The 16,135-nt window shown below is 62.5% G+C and carries 12 protein-coding genes; 7 read left to right on the top strand and 5 right to left on the bottom strand.

The genetic code is table 11. The annotated features are described in order from the left end of the window. The first annotated feature begins 92 nt into the window (after positions 1-92). Positions 93-1,175, top strand: a complete 1,083-nt coding sequence (locus V3587_RS10325) for an ABC transporter substrate-binding protein (RefSeq protein ID WP_283376618.1) — start codon at positions 93-95, stop codon at positions 1,173-1,175. Here the strand turns inward: V3587_RS10325 and V3587_RS10320 are convergent. Then, entirely contained in the window at positions 1,111-1,944 is an 834-nt protein-coding gene (locus V3587_RS10320) for a phosphatase PAP2 family protein (RefSeq protein ID WP_234036674.1), read from the bottom strand. The genes V3587_RS10325 and V3587_RS10320 overlap by 65 nt on opposite strands. A 117-nt stretch (positions 1,945-2,061) precedes the next feature. Here V3587_RS10320 and V3587_RS10315 point away from each other — a divergent pair, with 117 nt between their 5' ends. Further along, positions 2,062-2,736, top strand: a complete 675-nt coding sequence (locus tag V3587_RS10315) for a response regulator transcription factor (RefSeq protein ID WP_166811690.1) — start codon at positions 2,062-2,064, stop codon at positions 2,734-2,736. Between the two features lie 3 nt (positions 2,737-2,739). Here the strand turns inward: V3587_RS10315 and V3587_RS10310 are convergent, their stop codons facing one another. From V3587_RS10310 to V3587_RS10295, 4 genes are all read right to left on the bottom strand, one after another. Further along, the gene (locus V3587_RS10310; protein WP_235171364.1) at positions 2,740-4,128 is read right to left on the bottom strand and encodes a sensor histidine kinase; all 1,389 of its coding nucleotides are present in this window, start codon (positions 4,126-4,128) and stop codon (positions 2,740-2,742) included. Positions 4,129-4,249: 121 nt separating this feature from the next. Further along, on the bottom strand, positions 4,250-5,647 hold the full coding sequence (locus V3587_RS10305; protein ID WP_283376619.1) for a serine hydrolase domain-containing protein: 1,398 nt from the start codon (positions 5,645-5,647) through the stop codon (positions 4,250-4,252). A 20-nt stretch (positions 5,648-5,667) separates the two neighbouring features. Beyond that, positions 5,668-9,036: a serine hydrolase gene (locus V3587_RS10300; RefSeq protein WP_283376620.1), complete on the bottom strand. Its 3,369-nt coding sequence runs from the start codon at positions 9,034-9,036 to the stop codon at positions 5,668-5,670. Between the two features lie 54 nt (positions 9,037-9,090). After that, on the bottom strand, positions 9,091-10,701 hold the full coding sequence (locus V3587_RS10295) for an ABC transporter substrate-binding protein (RefSeq protein ID WP_283376621.1): 1,611 nt from the start codon (positions 10,699-10,701) through the stop codon (positions 9,091-9,093). A gap of 162 nt (positions 10,702-10,863) precedes the next feature. Here V3587_RS10295 and V3587_RS10290 point away from each other — a divergent pair, with 162 nt between their 5' ends. The 5 genes from V3587_RS10290 (at position 10,864) to V3587_RS10270 (ending at position 16,133) form a co-directional block, all read left to right on the top strand. Then, complete coding sequence (locus tag V3587_RS10290) at positions 10,864-12,024, top strand: pyridoxal phosphate-dependent aminotransferase (protein WP_283376622.1); 1,161 nt, start codon at positions 10,864-10,866, stop codon at positions 12,022-12,024. A 64-nt stretch (positions 12,025-12,088) separates the two neighbouring features. Beyond that, a complete protein-coding gene (locus V3587_RS10285) occupies positions 12,089-12,697 on the top strand; it encodes a TetR/AcrR family transcriptional regulator (protein ID WP_166811564.1) in 609 nt (202 codons plus the stop codon). 91 nt (positions 12,698-12,788) lie between these two features. After that, entirely contained in the window at positions 12,789-14,210 is a 1,422-nt protein-coding gene (gene purB / locus V3587_RS10280; protein ID WP_095971426.1) for an adenylosuccinate lyase, read from the top strand. A 65-nt stretch (positions 14,211-14,275) separates the two neighbouring features. Continuing rightward, positions 14,276-14,689 (top strand): HIT family protein, encoded by a 414-nt coding sequence (locus tag V3587_RS10275; protein ID WP_124568782.1) that lies wholly within the window; start codon positions 14,276-14,278, stop codon positions 14,687-14,689. 55 nt (positions 14,690-14,744) lie between these two features. Further along, positions 14,745-16,133, top strand: a complete 1,389-nt coding sequence (locus V3587_RS10270) for a DUF1254 domain-containing protein (protein WP_124568781.1) — start codon at positions 14,745-14,747, stop codon at positions 16,131-16,133. The last annotated feature ends 2 nt before the right edge of the window (positions 16,134-16,135 follow it).

Here is a 16,135-nt window from a genome sequence, read left to right as displayed (position 1 = left end):
GAGTAGTGATCGATCTCGTGTGATCCACGCCCTGAAACTGTATCTGACACAGATATAGTTTACAGTTCTTCGAAGGATAGGGTCACCTAACCATGGCGGAAGTAAAAGCTGTCATGCTTCACGACGTACGGGACATGATCATGAATTTTCGAAAGAAGTCACGCAGTGCAATGCTGATCGGCGCGCTGGCATTGGCGGCAACTCTCAGTGGCTGCTCGAGCGAGGACGCCTCGACCACAGATTCAGGGACCAGTGCGTCGGCGCCGACGGACTCTGCGTTCGTCGCTCCGCGAGCAGTCCCGGCCGGAATGGGGAGCGGAAAGTCGGACGGCGAGTTTCCTCGCACCGTCTCTCACTTCAAAGGAGACACCACGATCGAATCGCAGCCGCAGAAGGTGGTGGTGATCTCGACCGGACAGGCCGACGCACTGCTGTCGCTCGGTGTCGTGCCCGCAGGTTCGACGCGTGGTGACGGTGCGGACCTGGTTCCGCCGTACTTGTCGGCTGCCTACCCGGAATTCCGTACTCAGCTAGGTGATGTCGTTGACGCTGGTGGTCGCTTCACCCCGAATTTCGAAGCGATCGTCACGCTCGATCCTGACCTGATCTTGATGAATGTTGCAGGAAAGGACGCTGATTCGCTCTACGACCAGCTTTCGGCTATCGCACCCACGGTGGCAACGCAGGGGACCGGTGTCTACTGGAAGCAGGACTTCCTGCTGGTAGCCGACGGAGTCGGAAAGACGCAACAGGCGACGGCGCTACTGGATACGTTCAACGCCGACGCGGCGGCGCTCGGTGCTTCCCTGTCATCGCCGCCCACGGTGTCGTTCACCCGACAGAACGGAAATCGCCTGCGCATCTTCGGTATTCCTTCATTCACCGGAAGTATCGCCCAGGATGCCGGTCTGGCACGTCCGGAGTCGCAGCAATTCGACGACACTTCGAGAGACATCAGTGAGGAAGAGCTGAACGTGGCGGACGCTGATTGGATCTTCTACGGGGTGCAGGGCGGGGACCCGGCGACATTGACCAACGCGCCGTTGTGGGCGCAGTTACGTGGGTTGGCTGCCAATCATGCCGTTGCTGTCGACGACGACGTCTTCTACCTCAATACCGGGCCGACTGCGGCTCGTGAAGTACTGAAGGTTCTTCAGAGCACGCTGCAGCAGTAGTTGATTCGGCTTGTTTGTGCGTGCCGACGAACCGGAAGACTGCTCCTCCCACAGTGACCGCAAGCGTAGCGAGAACGGCTCCGGCAACGACGTCGGTGAGCCAGTGAGCTCCCAAGTAGAGGCGAGTGAGCGCGACGACAACGGTGACCGTCACGGCGAGAAGCATCAGAAGGCGTTTGACGGCCGGCGTTCGGTCGACGCTCACAACGAGAACCGCAATGCCGAAAAGCGCTGCTGTGCCGGTCACGTGACCGGACGGGAACGAGTGGCCGGTCTCGAGAAGTACTTGGATACTGGTCGGCGGACGTTCGCGGCCGACCAGTGCTTTGACGACTGTGCAGGCGACTGCTGCACCGCCGACGGTTCCGATCACGATCAAGCCTGGAACTACCGAACGCGCTCGCCACGAGATGAGCACTCCGCACGTGATCCCGAGCAGCGCGGTGGCTACCGGGCTGCCGAGATCTGTGACTGCGACTGCGATCTGGTCCAGGGTGCCGCTCCGATGATCGACCATCCAGTTGGTCAGCGGTTCGTCGAAGCTCGTCAACCATCCGTTTCGATACACCTGGATCGAGAGCGTCACGAGTGCGAGCACGAGTCCGCAGGCGCGGAGCGCTGTTGACCGAACGCTGGACGCCCGGTAGATCGAACCGAAGGCGAACAGCGCGGCGGCAACCACGATTGCGGCAACCGCAATTTCTGCAGTGGTGCTCTCGGTCAAGACTTCGGTGACCACGTTTCGCACGGTCGACACAGTTGCTGGCATGAATGCAGTGTGACGATCCGAAGCTGAAGAAATGCTGAACGGAACTCGGTCATGGGCCTACCGTCTGCTCTACTGGGTGCATCCGAACAACTGCGTGTCGACGAAACGGGGCCGGTGGTGCGAGTACTGGTAGTCGAAGACGAAGTGCGCCTGGCCGAGACGATCCGGCGGGGATTGGTAGCCGAGGGATTCGTGACCGCAGTGGAACTCAACGGGGACGACGGCTTCGCGACTGCCTGCAGCGACGAATTCGACGTGATCGTTCTCGACATCATGTTGCCGGGCAAACACGGATACGACATCGTGCGGGACCTACGCGCCCGGGAGGTCTGGACGCCGATCCTCATGCTCTCGGCGAAGGACGGCGAATACGACCTCGCTGATGCTTTCGACCTCGGTGCCGACGATTACCTGGTCAAACCCTTCTCGTTTGTCGTACTCCTGGCGAGGCTCCGCGCACTGGTCCGGCGCGGCGCTCCCCAGCGTCCATCGATACTCACTGTGGGAGACCTGTCCCTCGACCCCGCGAAACATCAAGTGATCAGAGCGGGAATCGAGTTGACGCTGACGCCACGCGAGTACAGCGTTCTCGAGTTCCTCATGCGCAACAACGGAGTGGTGGTCACCAAGAGCGAGATCGTTCGCTCCGTCTGGGACACCAACTACGAAGGTGACGAGAACATCGTCGAGGTCTACATCGGATATCTACGGAAGAAGGTCGACCTCCCATTCGGAACCCGCAGCATCGAAACCATTCGAGGCGTCGGGTACCGCTTTGTCGGCACTGCCTGATCGTCAGTCGGTCGGTAGCGGAATCGTCACCTCGAATCGACTGCCACCGCCCGCGCTCTCGCCGACGGTGATGGTTCCGTGATGCGCCACAACGATTTCCGACGCGATGGCGAGTCCGAGTCCGGAGCCACCTCCCTGCCTCGACCGCGGCTGGTCGAGGCGGACGAAGCGTCCGAAGATTCGTTCGCGTTCTGCTGCAGGGATTCCGGGCCCGTCGTCCTCGATCACGATCTGGGCGTCGTGGCCGTCTTCGGAGCATTCGAGATGCACCATGGTCTCGGCGTGCCGCACTGCATTGTCGACCAGGTTGCGCACCATACGCGCCAACGCTCTCGGGTCCCCGGAGACGCGAACCGGAGCAACACGGGCGGTGACCGCGATCTCCGAGATACCGTCGATCCGCTTCTGCTCGGCGAACAGAATGTCGTCGAGGTCGACGTCCACGACGGTACCAACGGATTCGAGTTCGCTTTCGTCCGAGCGCGCGAGAATCAAAAGATCCTCGATTAATTGCCGCATCCGGCGCGCCTCGGGGAGTAGTGCGTCTTCGATCAACGCGTCGTCGAGGAGATCCGGGCGTCGGTGTGCCAGTTCCAGAGCCGTCGTGATCGTGGACAGCGGACTGCGCAACTCGTGTGAGGCGTCGCTGACAAATCGTTGTTGAGCAAGTGCACCCTCGTCGAGGCGCGCGAGCATGTCGTTCATTGTTGTTGCCAGCCGGGCTATCTCGTCGTTCCCGGACGGAACGGGAACTCGTTCACCCTGGCGCCCACTCGAAATCGAGGCAACCCGAGCGCGGATGCGTTCGACGGGAGCGAGAGCCGAACCCACCAGGCGGTACGTGGCGAACGCGGCAAGTCCCAGAACCAGGGGCCCGGCTATGGCCAGCAGAACGGCAACAGTGGTCACCACGGTTTCAACGGGTTCGCGGTCGGCGCCGACGAACACGGTGACCGGTCCGGTCGGCGTCTGCGCGCCGCGTCCGATCAGCCAGTAGTCTTCGTCGTCGGACTTCTTGACCCTCCCGTAGGCGTCCGACTCGTCGGGGCCGAGAAGCTGTTCCGACAGCAGGCCGCTCTCGGTTCCGGGAGACTGGGCCGCTATTCGATGATCGGCGTCGACGATCTGAACGATTCCGACCTGACTGTCGGTGGACAGGAGTGACGGGTCGAGATCGGCTGGGCTCTTTCCGCTGAGTTGCTGGACCAACTGCGTGGCGCGAGCTTCGGAGCTGTTCAGTGCGGACAGATGGAGGGAGTTCGCCAGAACGAAAACCAGTGCAAGCCCGGCGATCACCAAGCAGAAGGCGATCACGAGCGTCGATGCCACGGTTGTCCGGGCACGCACGCTCCACCGGGACGGGTGCAGAATCGACTCGCCGATGACGTTCATGGCGTCCAGTCTGTACCTTCGCGGCTGTGTAAATGCAAAGGCTGTGCATATGCAAAGGCTGTGCATATACAAGGACGGGTGACGCGGCCTCGTGATCGGACCGCGTCACCCGTCTAGAGGATCAAGCCACTCGCTTGGCGGTTCGGCCGCCGAATTCGAGCATCACGGCGCGTCCCGTGTCGTCGGTGACGAAGCGCCCCAACGCCCGGGTGGTGTCGGCGCGCGCAGCGAAGTCACGGTCGTTGAGGAAGGCGATCGGGATTGCCGGCGGCCAGACGATGTCCTCGTATTCACCGAGATCCTGCGCGCTGCCCATCCGGATGCCGATTCCCTCGTCACCGGGGGCGACGGTCATCGTCAGTGAGCCGGCCTGATACTTGCCCAGGACTGCGTCGACGGCAGCGGGTTCGGGCTCGACCACGTCGAGGGATGCCGGCGTGGGTAGTTCAGTGAGGTTGGCCATGCACCAGTCGACGATCTTCTTTCCGATTCCGCCGCCGAGGGCGTTGGTCAGCACGGTGACGGCGAAGTTCTTCTCGGGCACTGTCATGAACTCGGAGACCTGGAGGTTGCTCACGTTTCCGCCGTGCCGCACTACCTGTGTGGTTCCGTATCGAGTCAACAGCCATCCCAGGCCGACTTCTTCGAACATCATCGCGGCGGGACGCTGCGGCTTCTGCATCAACAACCGGGTGGACTCGTCGAGCGGCTGTCCTTCGCCGGGGTGTTCGCCAGACAGTGCGTAACGTGCCCAGACGAGTTGGTCTCGCACCGAGGACCACATTCCGCCGCAAGGGATCATGCCGCGGTCCAGCCCGGTTTCGTTGGACACGAACGGCACACCGTCGCGGATGTAGTGACCGAGTGCGAACCGGTGGGTCATCACGTCCCAGGGCAGGAAGGCCGAGTTCTTCATTTCGAGGGGGTCGAGCACGCGCTGCTTGACCAGCTCTTCGAAGGTCAATCCGCTGATCTTGGCCACGACATGTCCGGCGAGAACGAATCCGGAGTTGCTGTAGGAGAAGACTTCTCCGACGGGAAATTCTTGTCGCAGTTCGTTCAGCCGTGAAACCGAGCGTCCCAGGGCGTCTTCGCCCCAGCCTGCCGAGAGGCCCGCGTCGCCGGTGAATCCGCCGGTGTGGGTGAGGAGGTGACGCATCGTGACTGTGCGCGTGGCTGTTTCGTCGGCGAAGGTCAGTTCGGGGACGTACTCGATCAGCGGGGTGTCGAGATCGAGTAGGCCGTCCTCGACCAGTGCCATCGCGGCAGTTGCAGCAAAAACCTTTGTGGTGGAGCCGATCATGAACATCGTCTTGTCGGTGACCGGGAGTTGGGTTTCGACGCTCTCGATGCCACTGGTGACGACGATGTCCTTGTCGCCGTGAACGATGCCGACCGAGACGCCGGGGATGTTTGCCTCGACCCTCCACTGATCGACGAGTTCTTGAAGCTGTTCTTGCATCTTTGATTCCTCGAGTTCGCTGGCGTTCTGTGTTTCGGCGTTCTGTGTTTCCGTCATCGTATGTGTATCGGTCGTCGTCACGCGTTGACCCGTGGTAGGAAGCGGAATCCGACGTACACGCCGTCGCGGTGCGGCCGTACCGTCGTCCAACCGGCGGCCCCGGGTTGACGGGTGGTCCAGGTCCCCGGAATCTGGGACGGCACGAGAGTGGCTACCGTTGCAGGCTTCTTCGGAGCTGTTTCGTCTTCCTCGGGATTCGGGATGACGTCACCGATGACGGTGATCACGGCTTCGTCAGCGGACTCTCCACGGCGGAACTCGATTGCTATTCCGCCCGAGCTGTACTTGCCCAGAACCGAATCCGGAATCGACTCCACACTCGCGGGGTTCGGGGCGAGGGCTTGCGGAGGTTCGAGTCCGACCAATGCGGCTGCGGCTTCGGTGAAGAGATCACGATAGAGGCCGTCGGCCTTCCCGCCGCTGGTCAGCAACGCGATCGCGACATTGTGGCGGGGGAAGATGCGCAGATACGCATGCTGTCCTATGGTGCTGCCGTCGTGGCCGAAAATCTCTTCGCCCGACCAGGTTTCATGGAACCAGCCCAAGCCCCAACCCGACTTGTCCGGGAACAGATCGCTGATGTCGATTTCGGGTGTACGCATCGCGGCGGCTGATTTCTCCGACACGATTCGTACGCCGTCGACGCTCCGACCTTCGAGAAGACCGAGTTCGGCGAACGTGAGCAGGTCTCCGATGCTGGCGGTGATGCAGCCGGCCGGCCCCATCGAGCGCGTGATCGGCCAGACGGGCATCACGACGGAGTTCCCCGTATGACCAGCGGCCACAGAGTATCTCGGAGCATCTCCGGTCAACGTGAGTGTGTGTTCGAGACCGAGCGGGTCGATGATCCGCTCCTTGAGGATGTCGTCCCAGATGCCGCCGCGAAGAACCTCGACGATACGAGCTGCCAGGACGTACGCGGAGTTCGAGTACGCGAAGCCGTCCTCGAGTGGATGAACCTGGCGGAAGTCGCGCAGGCCCTCGACGTAGCGTTCGACGACGTCGTCTCCGCGCCCCTTGTCGATGAACAGGTCACCGTCGATTCCGTTGCGATGGTTCAGAAGTGCCCGAACCGTGATGCGGGCAGCTGTTTCCTCGTCCTGCAGTGCGAAGTCGGGCAGGATCGACCGGACGGTTGCGTCGAGGTCGAGCAAACCTTCGTCGACCAGTTGCATGACCAGCATTGCGGTCCACACCTTGGTGATGGATCCGATCTGGAACAGGGAGTCGGTGGAGACCTCGACCCCGGTGTCTGCATTGATCACGCCGGAAGCCACCGTCGTACGGGTGATTTCCTTGCCGCTGGAATCGAGTGTGAGAATACCGAATTGAGCACCGGTGACGCCGTAACGCTCACACAGTACGTCCAGTGAACGCTTCCAGGCATCGGCTCCGGCAGAGGCGTTGGCCAGGCCGGTCTTGGGCAGCTTCGCGGAGGTGTATCGCTTGACCCACTCGATGAGCCGTGTGCTGTAGTCGATTCGGTGCGAGATCGAGCCGTTGACGAGGAACCCGTGGCTTGCACCGGGATACGCCACCAGTCGGGTGGGTACATGCTGCTGGCGCAGTGCGGCGAACCAGGCCTCGGCCTGGCCCAGCGGGCACCGCTCGTCCGACTTTCCGTGCAGGATCAGCGTCGGGGTCACCACGTTCTTCACGGCGGCAAGCGGTGAGGCGGCCAGGAGCCCCGCGGAGTTCTCGGGAACAGTGGTGCCGGTCGCGAGCGATGCGAGGTGCGGACCGAAATCGCAGACCCCGGCCATGGCGTTGAAATCGCAGATCAGGCCGCCGGCAACCGCGGCGGCAAAACGATCTGTTGCCGACGTCAGGTGACACGTGCTGTATCCGCCGTAGCTGTACCCGGTGATCGCCAGTCGGTCCCCGTCGACAAGTCCCTCGGCGACGAGCGCGTCGATCGGCTCGAGGAAGTCGGCTTGGTCCGAGGTACCCCAGGCGCCGTTGACGGCGTACATGAAGTCTGCACCGTACCCGTCCGATCCACGTGGATTGAGGGTGAGGATGCGCCAACCCTGCGCGGCGAGAACCTGGTGGGCGGGGTGATAGGTATCGGCAACGCCGGTCCACGCGTTGTGCGGTCCGCCGTGAATGTCGAGCAGAAGGGGTGCGGCGCCACTGGTTTCGGGAGCGGACAGCAACCAACCATGCACGGTACGGCCGTCGGAGATGGTGAATTCGCGTTCCTCGGCGGCAAACAGGGTCACCTCGGGGAGCGCTTCTGCGGTGAATTCTGTCAGCGTGGTGACATCGCCGCTGTCGAGGTCGACGAGCGCGACCTCGCCGAAGGACTGCTGTGTGGTGATGATGACGGAGGCGACGCGGGCGTCACGGGCAACGGAGAGCGCCGAGACGACCTCGTTGGGATTGGCGACGAGGGAGCGGGAGGTACCGGTTTCGATGTCCGCTGCATACAGATGCGTCCATCCGCGATCGCGGAGGCAGAACACGATCTCGTCGCGAGTATTCGACAGTGCCGGTGTGCCACCGGGGTAACCAGGCGCACCGGGCATCACGTTTCGATCGAGATGAGCGGTGAGGGTGACGTCGACCGGTGTTTCGGTAGGGCCGGGGACGGACAGACGGATCAGGTCTGCAGTTCCGACACGGACCTCGGGGGTGCCGATGGCGACAACAGAATCTCCGTTCGGGTGCCACAGTGTTGAACCCTGCACTCCGGTGGCGTGACCGAGTCGCTGCGGCGGAACCGACAGATCGTCGACGAGGACGCGGTAAGCGCTGAAGGTGAGGTTCAGATCGCTGTCCGGTTCGAGATTGGCGGTGAAGGCAAGCGCCGTGCCGTCGGGTGACCAGGACGGTACGTCTGCATTCCAATCACCGTCGGTGAGCCGCCGAACCGCCTTCGTCTCCAGATCGACAGTGTGCAGGTGGCGCCGGAAGGTGCCGAGCCAACCGGCGCCGTCCACCTTGTATCCGAGCCGGTCGGTCACGATGGGTGCATTCGGATCGGTGGAGTCCGAACGTGAGACCACGGCGGCGAATGCAATGGCTTTGCCGTCCGGGCTCCAGGCCGCTGCTCCGGCGCCGAGGGGGAGTGATGCTGCTGTGGTGAGGGTTTCGGCCTCGCCGCCGGTGAGTGGGATCAGGTGCAGCTGCGCGGAGTCGCCGACCTTACGGAGGAAAGCGATCGAGGTTCCGTCCGGAGAGAACCGAGGGGCAGAATCGGCGGGCCCCGTAGTGAGACGGCGAGCCTGGGAATCGCGGGAGACCGCCCAGAGCGATGTAGTTGCCTTTCCGGCAACGATTTCCGAGCGAACGAAGACGACCACGGTGCCGTCGGGAGAGAGTGCGGTTTCGGTGGGCGTGACCACACGGTGGAGGTCGTCGAGAACAAATGGACGGTCAGTCATGTAGATCCTTCGAATCGGAGAAATAGATGCAGACGTAAAGCTTTGTCTTCCGGCTTATTTCAGAACTCGGATGCCTGGGCCCGCCAGGGTGCCACCAATCGGCGCGTACAGGGACGTCGCACCGTTGAAGAACATGAAGTTCGGCGACGTGGACACCGGAACGACGTCAGAAGAGGTGAACAGCGCCTGTTCCGCTTCCTTCCATACCGAGCAGGATTCCTGGCCGGGCAGAACCGAGGCCTTCGCAGCCAGTTCGGTGTACTCGGGATTGTCGATCGATGCGAAGTTGACTCCCGCAGGCGGGACAGGGCCGGAGAAGTACGGAACGAAGATGCTGGGAGTGTCACTCTGGACGGTGAGACCGATCGAGATCGACCAGGACGTGAGGTCCTTTGCCGCGAACGTGTTGGAGATGATGAAGTTGTTGTCACCACCACGAAGTTCTACTTTCGCGCCGAGTTCCTGCCACTGCTTCAGCGCGTATTCTGCTGCTGCAGAGGTGGTATCGCGGTAGTTGGCAAAGATGACGGTCAACTGCAGCGGTTGACCGTCCTTGGTCAGAACGCCGTCCGATCCGGGCTTCCAGCCGGCGTCGGCGAGGGTCTTCTTCGCCGCGGTCATGTCGAACTTCGGAACTACGCCGGTCACACTGTCGTAATCACATGCTCGCGGATCGACAACGGCCAATGCCGTAGCGCGCGAACCCTTGCCACCGGTGTTGATGTCCGTGTAGTCGTCGAGATCGATTGCCTGCACGAGCGCGCTGCGCACCGCTTCGTCCTTGGTGGGAAGAGCAGCATTGTGGTTGAAGATGAACTGCCCGCTCAAGGTGTTCGACGTCATCGATTCCAGGCCGGACGCTTCCACACGTTCGATATCCGCACCGGCCACCGGTGCTGCGTTCACCGTTCCGGTGAGGACCAGGTTCGCCGTCGTCGCCGCGTCGGTCACGATCTTGATCGTGACGGTCTTGGGCACTCCGAGGGTGTCCGACGTGGTTTCGCCGTTCGGTCCCCAGTTGTATCCGTCGCGGCGCTCGAGCGTGACGTGATCGTTGGCCACTACCTCGGTGACCTTGAACAGGCCGGTTCCGTTGCTGCTGCTGCGAACACTGGCGGGGTCGTCGAGTGCTGCCTGGCATGCCAGTTTGAGAGCACCGATGCGCTCGAGCAGGAAGGGCGCAGGTTCCGCTGTCTTGATCGTGAGCTCGTCGCCGTCAGCGGTTGCTACCGCAGTTTCGGGTACCGACGCTCCCAGCCACGGCGAGCCGTTCGTCTTGTCGACGACCCAGTTGATGTTGTTCGCCGCTGTTTGGGCAGTGAACGTCGTGCCGTCTTCACACGTGATCCCCTTTTTGAGGGTGAAGTTCAGCGAAGTTCCGTTCTCGCTCCATTTTTCGGCCAGATACGAGCCCGCTGCACGGGTTTTGGGGTCGATGGCCAACAGCGAGTCGTTGGTATAGCTGTTGATTGCCTGCGTGGCAGTCAAGTTGGTGATCAGAGGATGAAGGTTGCCGGGGTCGGTGTTCACGATCGTCGTGAAACTGCCGTCCTTGGCGTAATTTCCGGAGGACTCCCCTCCAGGATCAGACGAACTTCCGCACGAGGCAACGGTGAGCACGCCGATCGTGACCAGAGCCGCGGTGGGCACTGAGCGAACTTTCATCTGATGCACCTTTTGATCGAAGGAAGTCGTTGATCAATGTTGCGCGAGAGACGTGGCCCAGGTCTCGTTCGATCGACTCACACTGAGCGCCTGAATCTGTCGGATCGTCACTATCGGCAGTCGTCGTTTTATGCGGAACCACAGTTCGGCTACCGTCGGGGTGTGCGCTCAGAATCTCGTCGATCAGATATTCAGACCTTCCATGTCATGGATGTATGGAAGGCCGCGACCGAACGTCAGCGGACACACGGCGACGTTCTGACGTTGGCTGCCGGTCAACCGTCGACTCCCGCGCCGGCACCGGTGCTACGTGCGACGCGAGAGATCCTGGGCACCGAACTACTCGGATACACCGAAACTTTCGGGATCCTGCCGCTACGCGAAGCTATTGCGCGCTACCACAGCGAGCGATCGGGAATTGTGGTCGACGCCGAAGACGTGGTGGTGACGACGGGTTCGTCCGGGGCGTTCACCTTGCTCTTCCTCGCCGCGTTCGACGAGGGGGACACCGTTGTGGTTGCTCGGCCCGGCTATCCCGCGTACCGCAATACCCTTGCCGCTCTCGGCTGCAACGTCGTCGAACTCGACTGCGGGCCGACAACCCGGTACCAGCCGACCGTGGACATGCTGGAGGCTTTGCCGTCGCCGCCTGCCGGTCTGATCGTCGCCAGCCCCGCAAATCCGACGGGCACGGTGATCTCGCCCGACGAGTTGGCCGCCTTGGCGACGTGGTGCGACGAGCACGGAACTCTTCTGATCTCGGACGAGATCTACCACGGCATCGGATACGGCGATCAGCACACGTCGAGTGCCTGGGAGACCTCACGCGAATCTGTTGTGATCGGCTCGGTGTCCAAGTACTTCTCGATGACCGGTTGGCGGCTCGGGTGGATGTTGGTGCCGACGTATCTGCGACGCCCGCTTCAGAGACTCGCGTCGAACATGACGGTGTGCCCGCCCGCGATCTCGCAGTACGCCGCGATCGAGGCGTTCTCGGACGAGGCGAAGATCGAGTTGGACGGGCACGTTCAGCGGTACGCCGTCAATCGTGAACTGCTGTTGACCGGCCTGCCGAAACTTGGCATCACCGAGTTGGCCCCGGCCGACGGTGCGTTCTACGTCTACGCGGACATCGGCCATCTGTGCGGCGACGAGGGCGCCACCGCGTGGTGTGCCCGGTTGCTGACAGATACCGGGGTCGCGCTGGCGCCGGGAATCGATTTCGACACCGTCCACGGAAACCGGATGGTCAGACTCTCGTTTGCAGGCGCAACTGCCGACATCCAGGAGGCACTGATCCGCCTCCAGAAGTGGCTCGGGTAACAAACAGCAGGGTCTTCGAGCTGTTTCGCCATGCGGAGGTGCCCCATGCTGGCACGATGTCGTGGTGTCTTCCGCAGCTACGCCCAAGGGTGAACGACGTCGCCAGGCTCTGGTGGCGTCCGCTGCTGAACTTTTGCTGGAGGGTGGGTTCGACGCAGTTCGTCACCGCGCCGTAGCCACCAGAGCCGATCTTCCGCTGGCGTCGACGACCTATTACTTCGATTCACTCGACGATCTGATCGCGTGTGCTGTCGAGCTCAACGGCAACGCCGACATGGAAGCGATGCGCGCCAGAGTGGCTGCGGTGACCCAACGTCGGCGGGGCGCGGAATCGACGGTCGAACTATTGGTCGAGTTGCTGCTCGGCGACGAAGAGAAGCGGCCGGAGAGTCGCGAACGATTGATCTCGCGCTACGAACGATTTGTGGCGTGTGCCCGGCATCCCGCACTTCGTGACGTGCAGCTGCGCCTTCGCGCCCAGCTCGACGAACTGTTGACCGATGCGCTCCGGCGCTCGGGCCGGTCGGCTCCCGAGGGGCAACTGCGTCGTCTCGTCGCGATGGTCGACGGCGCGATGATCACGGCGCTGGGGGAGTACGACCCGGACCCGCGGGGGTTGGCCCGTGGAATGCTGTTGGAATCGATCGACGTGATGGCGCCGCCGGTCGTCTAGCTGGGGGTGACAGCTGCTCCAGCTCGGGGGTAGACAGCTGCTCCAGCTCGGGGGTAACAGCACTGCTCGGCCACCGTTAGACTGAGGCCTCGTGAGCCGCATCCCGAATGTCCTTGCCAACCGTTACGCCAGCCCGGAGCTTGTTGCTCTGTGGTCTCCCGAGTACAAGATCGTGCTCGAGCGTCAATTGTGGGTGGCGGTGTTGCGTGCGCAGGCAGAGCTGGGCATCGACATTCCGGCCGACGCGATCGCCGACTACGAGCGAGTCATCGACAACGTCGACTTGGAGTCCATCGCGGACCGCGAGCGGGTCACCCGTCATGACGTGAAGGCACGCATCGAGGAATTCAACGCACTCGCCGGACACGAACAGGTCCACAAGGGCATGACCAGCCGCGACCTCACCGAGAACGTCGAGCAGTTGCAGATCGTGCGTTCGCTCGAGCACGTCTACAACCACGGCATCGCCGTTGCAGCCCGCCTGGGTGAGCGCGCTGCCGAGTACTCGTCCATCGTGATGGCCGGCCGCTCGCACAACGTCGCAGCTCAGGCCACCACCTTGGGTAAGCGTTTCGCTTCCGCGGCCGACGAGCTTCTCGTTGCACTGACGCGTCTGCGCCAGCTCATCGACCGCTACCCGCTGCGCGGGATCAAGGGTCCGATGGGTACCGCTCAGGACATGCTCGACCTTCTCGACGGCGATGCGGCCAAGCTCGAGCAGCTCGAAGCGAAGGTCGCGGAGCACCTCGGATTCGCTCACGTACTGACCAGCGTCGGCCAGGTGTACCCGCGTTCCCTCGATCACGACGTCATCTCGGCGCTCGTCCAGGTCGGCGCCGGCCCGTCGTCGTTCGCACACACGATCCGCTTGATGGCCGGCCACGAGCTGGTCACCGAAGGCTTCCAGCCCGGTCAGGTCGGCAGCTCGGCGATGCCGCACAAGATGAACACCCGCTCGTGCGAGCGCGTCAACGGCCTTCAGGTGATCCTGCGCGGCTACGGCTCCATGGCAGCCGAGCTTGCGGGTGCACAGTGGAACGAGGGCGACGTCTTCTGCTCCGTCGTGCGCCGTGTCGCGCTGCCGGACGCGTTCTTCGCGATCGACGGCATGTTCGAGACCTTCCTGACCGTGCTGATCGAGATGGGTGCGTACCCGGCCGTGATCGAGAAGGAACTGACGCGGTACCTGCCGTTCCTCGCGACGACGCGAGTCCTCATGGCTGCCGTCCGCGCGGGCGTCGGACGAGAGACCGCACACGAGGCGATCAAGGAGAACGCAGTCGCAGTTGCACTGGCGATGCGTGAAGAGGGCAAGGAGCCCGATCTGCTCGATCGCCTCGCCGCCGACGACCGTTTGCCGCTCGACCGCGCTGCACTCGACGAGGCTCTGGCCGACAAGGCCGCTTTTGTCGGCGCCGCTTCGGCTCAGGTCGATGCCGTTGTCGCCGAGGTGCAGAAACTTGTCGACGCCAATCCCGAAGCTGCGGCGTACGCGCCGTCGCCGATTCTGTAAGGGCTACGCCCCGTGCGCCTTTTCGGTGGCCGTCACCACCGAAAAGGCGCACCGGGTCGAAAAGCATGAACTGCATCTTCTGTTCCATCATTGCCGGTGAGGCCGAGGCCAGTGTCGTCTACGACGACGCGAATGTTCTTGCCTTCATGGATATTCGGCCGTTCACCTCCGGCCATCTCCTGGTCGTGCCGAAGCGCCACGCCAGTGGATTGTCCACGCTCGACCCCGACGACGGCGCCAGGATCTTTGCCGTCGCGCAGAAGATTGCCGCAGCGATGCGTACCGGCCCCCTCCCCATCGACGGGGTCAACCTGCATCTCTCCGACGGAGCTGTTGCGGGGCAGGAAGTCTTCCACGTTCATCTGCACGTCATTCCGCGCAATCGCGGCGACGGGTTCGGTCTGCGCGCGCTTCCTCGCACACCCAATCGGGCAATACTCGACAGCACGGCTGCTGTCATTCGCGGCGCGCTGAACTAGAGGTTCACCCGGTGCGGGTGATTCGCGCCGAGGTTTCTTTCAGCACCATCTGGGTATGGCCGACATCGAACTGACGTATTCCTCCGGAGTGGTCCCCAGGGACGCAGAGCTTCCCGCTCGCGAGAACATCGCAACGGTGTTCGACGAGTTCGACTTCCAGACTGCGGTCCAGGCGTACCTGTGGGCCATCCCCATCGTCTCCTGGGCGCAGTGGATGGACGTGCATACCAACATCTTCGGAGCAACCGCGTCGGATATCGTCGTCTATCGATCGTATCGCGACCGGCTGGGGCTGATCACCGCCAACGCGACGACGCCGTACATCTTGAACTTCTTCGATCTCGGTGTATCGGGGCCGTTGGTGATCGAACTGCCGCCGGGTCCGACAGCCGGGGGTATCGCGGATTTCTGGCAACGGGAAGTCGCAGTGCTCGGTGAGATGGGCCCCGACGCCGGCAAGGGTGGCAAGACAGTGGTGGTCGGCCCAGGCCAGAGTGCTGAAGACACAGGTGAATACACCGTCGTCCACTCCCCGATGATGCACATCATGTTCGGCTTCCGCACGCTCGATCCCGACCCGGCGCGTTCGAGTGCGTTGGTCGAGGCAGTGCGCGTCTACCCCTACGCCGATCGCGCGAATCCGACTCCCACTCGGCTCGTCTCACCGGACGGCAAGCCCTGGAGCGGAATTCAGCCGCGAGGTCTTCGCTACTGGGAGCTCCTACACGACATCGTGCAGGACGAACCCGTCGAAGAGCGCGACCGCTTCCCGATGGCGTGGCTTCGGCAGTTGGGGATAGAGAAGGGCAAACCGTTTGCCCCGGACGATCGCTTGCGGAAGATCTTGCAGCGGGCCGTCGAGGTGGGGGAGGTGTTCGCGCAAGCGAATGCATTCGTCAAGCGGTTCCCCGGTTCGCGCTACTGGCCCGATCGTCAGTGGGACTTGGCGATTGTTCTGGACAACTCTGCTCAGCGGGCGGACAACTACGACGAGTTCTACGAACGCGCGTCGTGGTTCTACGAGGCAGTCAGTTTCTCGGAGGCGATGAAGAGTACGACGCCGGGGCTCGGCCAGGCGTATTTGGGTAGTTACTCCGATACCGACGGCCACTGGTTGGACGGAGGAAAGAGTTACACACTCCACGTGCCCGCCGATGTCCCGGCAAAGCTCTTCTGGTCCGCGACGGTGTACTCGATCGACACCCGGTGCCTGATCGACAACGAGCAGGGCAGAGGCGACCGTGGTTCGCGAGATCCCGATCTTGTTGTCAACGAAGATGGTTCAGTGGATCTCTACTACGGTCCTACTGCCCCGGAAGGGAAGGAATCCAATTGGGTTCAGACCATTCCGGGCCGGCACTGGTTCTCGTACTTCCGCTTCTACGGACCTCTCGAGCCCTATTTCGACCGGACATGGAAGCTTGGTGACATCGAGCCGGCCTAGAG

The sequence above is a fragment of the Rhodococcus sp. IEGM 1306 genome (assembly GCF_036541985.1).
Taxonomy (GTDB): domain Bacteria; phylum Actinomycetota; class Actinomycetes; order Mycobacteriales; family Mycobacteriaceae; genus Rhodococcus_F; species Rhodococcus_F qingshengii.
The sequence above is the reverse complement of the archived record's forward strand: the minus strand, read 5'-3'. Positions and strand labels throughout refer to the sequence as shown.